At 46.7% G+C, this 8,480-nt stretch carries 11 protein-coding genes; all 11 read right to left on the bottom strand.

Features of this window, described 5'->3' with window-relative positions; all coding sequences use genetic code 11:
- Positions 1 to 352 (bottom strand): tRNA-dihydrouridine synthase family protein (locus Q0338_RS10955; protein ID WP_298086738.1); only part of this gene is annotated, 352 nt, incomplete at its 3' end.
- Positions 349 to 1,386, bottom strand: coding sequence for a LapA family protein (locus Q0338_RS10950; protein WP_298086737.1), 1,038 nt, complete (start codon positions 1,384 to 1,386; stop codon positions 349 to 351). The genes Q0338_RS10950 and Q0338_RS10955, both read right to left, overlap by 4 nt.
- Positions 1,387 to 1,395: 9 nt before the next feature.
- The gene (gene dksA, locus Q0338_RS10945) at positions 1,396 to 1,749 is read right to left on the bottom strand and encodes an RNA polymerase-binding protein DksA (protein WP_002952411.1); all 354 of its coding nucleotides are present in this window, start codon (positions 1,747 to 1,749) and stop codon (positions 1,396 to 1,398) included.
- Positions 1,750 to 1,758: 9 nt separating this feature from the next.
- Positions 1,759 to 2,214: a 23S rRNA (pseudouridine(1915)-N(3))-methyltransferase RlmH gene (locus Q0338_RS10940; protein ID WP_002947511.1), complete on the bottom strand. Its 456-nt coding sequence runs from the start codon at positions 2,212 to 2,214 to the stop codon at positions 1,759 to 1,761.
- A gap of 2 nt (positions 2,215 to 2,216) precedes the next feature.
- Positions 2,217 to 3,110: an acetyl-CoA carboxylase, carboxyltransferase subunit beta gene (gene accD, locus Q0338_RS10935; RefSeq protein WP_122863291.1), complete on the bottom strand. Its 894-nt coding sequence runs from the start codon at positions 3,108 to 3,110 to the stop codon at positions 2,217 to 2,219.
- A gap of 293 nt (positions 3,111 to 3,403) precedes the next feature.
- Positions 3,404 to 3,832, bottom strand: coding sequence for a ribosome maturation factor RimP (gene rimP / locus Q0338_RS10930; protein WP_298086736.1), 429 nt, complete (start codon positions 3,830 to 3,832; stop codon positions 3,404 to 3,406).
- Positions 3,819 to 4,190 carry a 30S ribosome-binding factor RbfA gene (gene rbfA, locus Q0338_RS10925; RefSeq protein WP_002943703.1) on the bottom strand — a complete coding sequence of 124 codons (372 nt, stop codon included), beginning with the start codon at positions 4,188 to 4,190 and terminating at the stop codon, positions 3,819 to 3,821. The genes rimP and rbfA overlap by 14 nt, the downstream gene beginning before the upstream one ends.
- On the bottom strand, positions 4,187 to 6,883 hold the full coding sequence (gene infB / locus Q0338_RS10920; RefSeq protein WP_298086735.1) for a translation initiation factor IF-2: 2,697 nt from the start codon (positions 6,881 to 6,883) through the stop codon (positions 4,187 to 4,189). The genes rbfA and infB overlap by 4 nt, the downstream gene beginning before the upstream one ends.
- Positions 6,849 to 7,133: a DUF448 domain-containing protein gene (locus Q0338_RS10915; RefSeq protein WP_002947517.1), complete on the bottom strand. Its 285-nt coding sequence runs from the start codon at positions 7,131 to 7,133 to the stop codon at positions 6,849 to 6,851. The genes infB and Q0338_RS10915 overlap by 35 nt, the downstream gene beginning before the upstream one ends.
- Before the next feature lie 25 nt (positions 7,134 to 7,158).
- On the bottom strand, positions 7,159 to 8,043 hold the full coding sequence (thrB, locus tag Q0338_RS10910; protein WP_298086734.1) for a homoserine kinase: 885 nt from the start codon (positions 8,041 to 8,043) through the stop codon (positions 7,159 to 7,161).
- Between the two features lie 8 nt (positions 8,044 to 8,051).
- Positions 8,052 to 8,480: hypothetical protein (locus Q0338_RS10905; RefSeq protein ID WP_298086733.1), on the bottom strand; the 429-nt coding region annotated here is incomplete at its 5' end.

Raw genomic sequence — 8,480 nt, 5'->3', positions numbered from 1 at the left:
TCGAGATATCTTTTAGCAGAGCAGAGCCCGCGGACTGTTTGACGACCTTTGGCACCGGGCAGCCGCAGTTTAGATCGATACCGTCGATGCCCTCGATACCGTTTAAAATCTCAACCGCCTTTTTGACGATATCCGCGTCGCTGCCTGCGATCTGCACGATATAGGGCGTTTCAAGCGGCGATTTTTTGAGCATCTCAAGCGTTTTACTACCCTCGTAAACTAGGGCGTTTGCACTTATCATCTCGCTTACAGTCACGTCGCAGCCAAACTGCTTGACCACGCTTCTAAGCGGCAGATCCGAAAAGCCCGCGAGCGGAGCTAGAAAAAGCGGCTTTTTTGAAAAATCTATCAGCAATGCGCGTGCTTGAAAAATAGATCTGTCGGGACGTTTTTGCCGTTTTGTCTGAGGTATAGCAGGGTGCGGAAATTTTGATATTCGCCGGCTTCAAGGCCTGCTAAAACTTCCTGCGCGCGCTCGAGCATCTCAAACTCAAACAGCAGATAGACGTACGCTTCCTGCGCCTCTTGGCGTTCGTTTTTGAGGCGCTCGAATATGCCGATGATAGCGTCCGGAGCGATTTTGCTTTTTAGCGTCGCGGCGCTGATACCAAAGCTGTCTTTTGAAATTTTATCCGAATTTAACAGCTCCAAAATCTCGTCGTTGCTCAAATTTATCTCGTCTTTGGCAAAGCGGGCGATAAGAGTCATGATCTCTTTTTCGTCCAGATCTGGAGCAAATTTTTTGATATCGGCGAGCGAGCCTAAATTTATTAGCTTTTGCCTTGCTTCGCGAGCGATTTCGCCTTGATCACCCATGGATTTTTTAAGCGTTTCCAGATAGTATCCGTCCAAATTTGCTATTTTGTTTAGCTCGTTTTTGATAAAGAGCGGATTGTCCTTAGGTAGCTTAAATTTCTTTAGGTCGGCGACTTCGCCGTTTTTGACCGCGCGCATTATGCTTAGGACGTTTTGTAGCTCCTCGCCCTCGATATTTGCGTCCTTGTATCTATCCCACGGCGAGAGGATTCTAGCTATCTGGGACGGGATTTTATAAAAGTTCGTTTTAAAGTCTTTGTTCGTATCAAGGCCTAGCAAAATTTCCTTACCAAGCTCTCTGTAAAATTTCTCGTCGTGCGAAATTTTGCGTTTAAAGGCGTAAAATTTAAACCCGTGATAGGCCATGTGAAGCACGCAAAATAGCGTCAAAATCGCAGGCGGCAGTATCATCCACACGGCAACAGGTAAACTTAACGCATACTCTACGTCGCTACCGAAAATGGCAAATTTAAGATGAAGCTCGTAAGAGCCGCCCTCGAAAAGATAAACGATTGCGCCGACTACGATCAGGTAAAGCACGGCGTAGACTATAAAACGTTTGATTTGCATGGCGTACCCCTATTTTGCGGTTTTTTCCACTATCTCACGGCAGGTGATGCAGTATTTTGCGTGCGGTTTGACGCGCAAACGCGCCAGCCCGATATCCTCCTCGCACATCTCGCAGATGCCGTAGGTTTTGTCGGCGATCTTTCGCAGCGAGACATCGATCTCGGCTAGTTCTTGTCTTTGTTGAGCGCTGATTGATTGCTCGATGAGCTGATCGGCGTTTACGGAGGCGATATCAAACTCGTCGCTGACGCCGCTTTGGCGTAGCCCTGCCATCTCGTTTGACGAGTCTAAAATATTTTTAGTTATCTGTGCTTTTCGCTCCAGTAAAAGTGCCTTAAACTGCTCCAGGTCGCTTTTGCGCATTTTTTTCCTTTATTTGTGATATGGGTGGTTCGCGTTTATGCAAAGAGCTCTGAAAATCTGCTCGTGAAGCATAAGCTTTGCTATCTTGTGCGCCATCGTCATGCGGCTTAGGCTAACGACAGCGTCGGTTTTTTGTTTAAAATTTTGGCTCAGCCCGTAAGCTCCGCCGATAAAAAATGAAATTTGAGCCTTATCAGAGATGAGTTTGGCAAACTCCTCGCTGTTAAATTCGCGGCCCGCTTCGTCAAGCGCCACGCAAAAGCCGTTTAAATTTGGCTCATAAACCTCGTCGTAGGCTTTTAACGCCTCATCTCGCCCTTTGCTTTGGGCTTTGGCGATCTTGTCGTTAAATATAACGACGTCTGAAATTTTGGCGAATTTCGACGACATCTTCGCGTACTCTTTGATCTCGTTTTCAAAATTTTCACGTTTTGACTTTTGGATGCAAAACACGGAAATTTCCAAATTTATTCCTCGTCGTCCAAATTTTGAGCGCTAGGCTGCTTGGCGGCGTAGGCCGGGTTGTTTGAGAGCAACCTTATCATATCGCTTAAAAACTGCTTATGCTCTTTGCGCTCGACTATGGCGTCTATTAGGCCGTGCTCTAGCAAAAACTCCGATCTTTGAAAGCCCTCAGGCAGATCGGCTCCGATGGTTTGTTTGATAACGCGCTGTCCGGCAAAGCCGATGAGAGCGCCCGGCTCTGCGATGATGACGTCGCCCAGCCACGCAAAAGACGCGCTAACTCCGCCCATCGTAGGATCGGTTAGGACCGAGATATACGGCACTTTAGCCTCGTCAAGTAGCTTTAGCGCGGCTGAGGTCTTTGACATCTGCATTAGCGAAAACGTACTCTCCTGCATCCTCGCTCCGCCCGAAGCCGAAACGATGATGAGAGGCTGCTTTTTATCGAGCGATCTTTTTACGGCGCGCACGATCTTTTCGCCCTCGACCGAGCCTAAAGACCCGCCCATAAAGCTAAAATCAAAAACCGCTAGCTGCACGTTCATGCCGTCGATCTTGGCTTCGCCGCAGATCACGGCCGAGCTTCTGCCGGTTTTTTCCTCGTTTTCGCTTATGCGTTTTTTATAGGATTTTTTATCGACGAATTTGATCGGATCGACGGGCTTTAGCTTGGTATCAAGCTCGACGAAACTGCCTTCGTCGCAGATCATCGCTATCCTCTTATCGGCGGCTAATCTCATGTGAAAACCGCACTTTGGACAGACGTTAAAATTTGCCTCGACCTCTTTGTAATACATCAGCGAGTGACAGCTGTCGCATTTGACCCAGTGCGCCGGAGCCTCGCTAGGAGCGGATTGTTGCTTTCTTGTTTTGGAAAAAATATCTAAAAAGCTCATGATTCCTACTTTTTAAAAAATTTAGGGATTATAGCCAAAGTTAGCTTATGTTTTGCTAGTCGGGTATTAAATTTACGCTGTGCGCTTTGGGGAGTAGGCGGGTAGAATCGCCGAAATTTGCGTCGCCCATTTTTACGCTTTTTAGCGAAATTTTAAATTTACACGGAGGTGGTTTGTAAATTTGAGGTTAAATTTGAGAAATTTGACTGTGGCGCGTTTAAGCTTTGCGATATAAATTTAAAGAACTCAAATTTGTAAAATTTAACTCAAATTTGAGCCTTTAAATTTGCGGCTTACCACTCGATATAGGTTTTTGCCTTTTTTATATTCGAGATTTTTATCTTTAAAATTTGACCTTCGCTCTCAAACGATATCTCATCGTCGTCGGCGGATATGATTTTGCCTTTTAGCTTTTTATTTTCGCCGTCTACTTCGGCTGAGATTTTAGCCAGTTCGCCGATACTTGAGATAAAATGGCTCGGTTTTTCTAGCTTTCGCTCAAGTCCGGGCGAGCTAACCTCTAGCACGTAGTCTCCGCTAAGCGGCGGCTCGACGTCAAATATCGGCGAGAGTAGGCGCGAAACCTTTTCGCAGTCGTCTAAATTTACGCCGCCGGGCTTTGCGATGTAGATCCTATAAATGGCTCTGCCGTTTTCGTTTGCGACCTCGACGTCGTAGAGCTGCACGCCGCACTGCGAGATCAGATTTTCAAGATTTTGCATTTTTATTTAGATCCTCTGAGATTTTTTCAAACAAATCGTCCATGTGGTTTTGGTACTCGAGCCTGTCGTCAAATTTAAAGTGAAAATTTGGCGCTCTATACCAGCCCTCGGCAGCCATGCAGTGATTTTGCAGATGCTTTGATACGCGTTTTAGGCGGTCTAGTATATAGGCCTGCTCGCGCTCGTCAAACATCATCTTATCGAGGTATACGAACGCGTCATATCTGCCTTTTTTGCACTCGACGTCGGTTACGCAAAGTCCGCGTAAAAGCTCATCCTCAAGCGTAGATAGAGCTTCGGGTAGTAGCTCTTTTAGTACGCTTTGCGTGCGCAGGCGCTTTATCTCCGAGGGGTTCATAGGCTGGCTTGCTCCTCTACTTCTTTAAAGCTCTCGATGTAGTCGCCTTCTCTGATGTCGTTGTAGCCGTCGATACCTACGCCGCACTCAAAGCCGCGCGCTACCTCTCTCACGTCGTCCTTGAAGCGTTTTAGCGAGCTTACGGTGCCCTCGTGTACGACTACGCCGTTTCTGATTAGGCGGATTTTCGCGCCGCGGTTTATCGTGCCTTCCGTCACCATGCAGCCTGCGATCGCGCCTACTTTAGGGACGTTGATGACCTGGCGTACTTGTGCTTGACCGAGCTGCTCCTCGTGGATAACAGGCGACATTAGACCGCTTAGGATCGCCTTGACGTCGTCAAGTAGGTTATAGATGACGTTGTAGGTTTTGATCTCGACGCCGCTTTCTTTGGCTTTTTCTTTCACTTCGCCCGTTGGTCTTATATTAAAGCCTAAAATCACGGAGTTTTCGCTCGCTCTGGCTAGCTCTACGTCGCTTTGGGTGATGCCGCCCACGCCTGAGTGGATGATATTTACTTTTATCTCGTCGTTGCGAAGCTTTTCTAGGCTTGCCTTGATGGCTTCTAGCGAGCCGCCCACGTCGGCTTTTACGATGACAGGGAGCGATTTTAGCTCGCCCTCGGCGATCTTTTCGCTAAGCTCTTCTAGGCTTACTTTCGTTGTCTTGCTGAGCTCTTTTTGGCGCAAATATTCGGCCTTTTTCTGTGCGTATTCGCGGGCTTCTTTGTCGGTTTTGACGCTTATTAGCGTTTCGCCGGCTTCAGGAATTTCGCTAAGGCCCATTATCACGCCGCATTCGCCCGGTTTTATCTCTTTTAAAATTTTGCCTTGATCGTCGGTTATCGTTCTTATCTTGCCGTATGCGACGCCTGCAACCACGATATCGCCGACTCTTAGGGTGCCGTTTTCTACGATAACCGTAGCGACAGGACCGCGGCCTTTTTGCTGAGAGCTTTCTATTATAGCTGCTTTGGCATTTGTCTTTGCGTTTGCTTTTAGTTCTAAAATTTCAGCCTGCAAGAGTACGATCTCAAGCAGATCGTCTATACCCATACCCGTTTTTGCGGAGATCGGTACGAACTCGTACGTGCCGCCCCAGTCGGTAGATAGGATATCTAGCTCGGCTAGCTCGCTTTTTACTTTGTCTGGGTTTGCAGCCTCTTTATCCATCTTGTTTATCGCGATGATGATAGGCACGCCCGCGGCTTTTGCGTGACTCACGGCCTCTTTGGTTTGCGGTTTCACGCCGTCGTCGGCTGCGACCACGATGATGACGATATCGGTGATCTTGGCTCCTCTAGCGCGCATAGCCGTGAAAGCTTCGTGGCCCGGAGTGTCGATAAAGGTAATATTTTTACCGTTTTTATTTACCATGTAGGCGCCCACGTGTTGCGTGATGCCGCCCGCTTCGCCCGCTGCCACGCGCGAGTTTCTGATGTAGTCTAGTAGCGAGGTTTTACCGTGATCGACGTGACCCATGATGGTTATAACAGGAGCTCGGACGGTCAAATTTGCATCGTCTAGTTGCTCCTCTTCTTCGTCGTAGGCTTTAACGTAGTCAAACGCTTCTTGCGTATCGACGATATTTACCTCGATACCGAATTCATCGGCTAAAATTTCTATCGCATCCTCGTCTAGGAAGTCGTTTTTGGTCGTCATCATGCCGAGCATAAAGAGCTTGCCGATGATTTCGCTCGGTTGCTTGTTGATCTTGTCGGCAAATTCGTAAAGACGGATCTCTTTTGGTATCTCGACGTAGGTTACCGCCTCGCCGTTATGGTCGGCGCGTTGCGATTTTTTATGTTTTTTGCGAGGCCTGCGCGCAGTACCTTGCTCTAGAAATGAACTTACCGATGTATTTAGTACCGGCTTGTAGCCCGTATTTGTCGGTTGTTTGATTTTTTGAGGCTCCGGAGTTTGCGTTCGTACGGAAAAATCAGGCAATATAACCACATCCTCATCGTCTATCACGATGTCGGCCATGTCGCGGTCGCCGAGTAGATCCATCTTTGTAGCGCCGTCTTTTTTAGTTGCGATGACCGGTTTTTTCTCTTTTTTCTTTTTGCGCTCGATCTTTTCGTCGCTAAATTTAAACATACTTTCCAAATTTAGCGCCGGCGCAGACTCTTTTCTCTCGCTTGCTCTAGGTGCTGGTTGCTCGTCTTTTTTCTTTTTTACGATAACTAGACCGCGTCTTTTTTGCAGGCTAACATCGGCTAGGCTTTCTTTTGGCTGAACTGGCTCGGTGGCGACAGGCTGGGCTTTTGGCTCCTCTTTAGAAGCTGCTTGGATTTTTGGCTCCGGCGCTTTTTCGGCCGGTTTTTGAATGACTGTTTTTTGCTCTTTTTCAGATTTTTTGTCGTTTTTTGTTTCTACTTTTTCTTTTGGCAAAGGCTTTTCTTCTTTTGCGGCGGTTGGTTTTTTAGCCTCTTTTGGCTTGCTTTCTTTTTCCTCTTTGCTCTCTTTGGCTTCCGCTTTTTTAACGGTCGGTTTTTTCTTTTCCGGTTTTTTCTTGAGAGCTTCGGGGATCTCGCCGGTTTGGATGTAGGTGTATAGCGCCGCCGCTTCTTCAGGACTAACGCCGCTTGAGTGCGTTTTGACCTTTAGCCCAAGCTCAATAGCCTTTTCTAAAACCTCTTTGCTATTGTAGCCGAGCTCATTTGCTATCTCTGAAATTCGAACAGTCCCCATTTAAGAGTATCTCCTTTAAATTTTGCCCGTTTTGTAGCGTCGCTATAAAGCTACCTGCGACTCTTCCGAGCGATTTTCTTAAAATTTTCTCGTCTTTTTTTAGACATTCCTCGCAAAGATAAAAGCTGCGTCCGTTTCCGTTTCCGAAAAATAGCGAAGAATTTATCAGTCTGTATCTACGCAAAATTTGCTGTTCAAAGCGCTTTTTGCAGACTACGCACGTCCTGATAGGGATAAATTTTTGAGCCATTATTATAACTTCTTTTAGCTTTTTTTTAGCTTTGTAGGATTTTTATCCCGTCGTTGTCAAAATTAAAAATTTCAACTCGAAAGCTCTTAAATTTATCTTGCAGTTTTTGTTTTAAATTTGCCGCATCGTCCGCGTAAACGATGTTTAAAAAGCTCGATCCGCTGCCTGAAAGCGTGCTTAAAAGAGCGCCGTTTTCGTAGGCTATCTTGCGCGCTTCAAAGAGCTCTGGCAGATTTTGCATGCGGATTTGTTCGTGCATGACGTCTTTTGCTGCGGTTCTCAGAAGCTCGTAATTTTCGCTAAAAAAGCAAGCCGTGAGAAATGCGGCGTGAGAGAGGTTGCTAACGCACTCGCCCATAGTGAAATTTTTAGGTAGCTTGGCGCGAGATTCGTTCGTGCTCATCGGCTTATCCGGGATCACGACGGCGGCTTTTATATCGGCACTTAAAGGTTTTTTTAGAGATTTTACTTTGCCGTTTTCAACGACGGAGCTAACAAAGCCGCCAAGCGTCGCCGGAGCTATGTTGTCCGGGTGGTTTTCGTAAACTAGCGCCTGGTTTAAAATAGCGCTTTTATCAGCCTTAAACCCAGCTGCTGCGTAAGCTGCCGCGATGGCTGAAGTGATGACCGCAGAGGAGCTTCCAAGGCCGCGAGAAAACGGGATTTGATTGGTAAAAATCATACGAAAAGTATCTTTTTTGCCCGTTAGTTTGACGTAAATTTCATTGAAAATAGATAAAAAAATGTTGTTTTTTTTAAGAAGCGCGTTGTCTTTGCCTTCGCCCAAAATGCTCACGGAGGCGAAATTTGCCCTCGTTATCTCGACAGTGTTGTGTAGCTCTAAGGCAAGTCCTAGAGCGTCAAAACCGGGGCCAATGTTTGCGCTCGTGGCGGGAACTAAAATTTGCAAGAAATCTCCTAAACGGCTTGAATAACGTAATTTGGTAGGGTATCTAAATTTAGATTTAAAACGGCTAAATTTTGCGGCAAGCCAAATTCGCCCGCTTGCGCTTTTTGTAGCTTGATGCCTTCAGGCGTATCTACGAAGCTTAAGTTTTTATTCGCCCGTATCGGAGCGCCGCCGTTTAGCTCAAAGCCGCTAACCGCGTAAAATTCGCACTCTTTTACGATACTAATCGTCTTTAAAACGACGTATGCGACTTTCACGCCCATAAAGCTTCCCGGGCCGTTTGCGTAGATGATTTTTTGTAGGTTAAATTTACCGCCGTTTAAAATCTCGTCCATTATTTTTACGAGAGAGACGTCGGATTTTTCTTCGCTAGAAATTTGCTCTATAAACTCGCCGTTTTCGTCATAAATACCGACGATTAGCGGCGAGCTAAGAGC

It is taken from the genome of uncultured Campylobacter sp., assembly GCF_938018145.1.
Lineage (GTDB): Bacteria > Campylobacterota > Campylobacteria > Campylobacterales > Campylobacteraceae > Campylobacter_A.
This window is presented reverse-complemented; position numbering and strand designations above follow the sequence as displayed.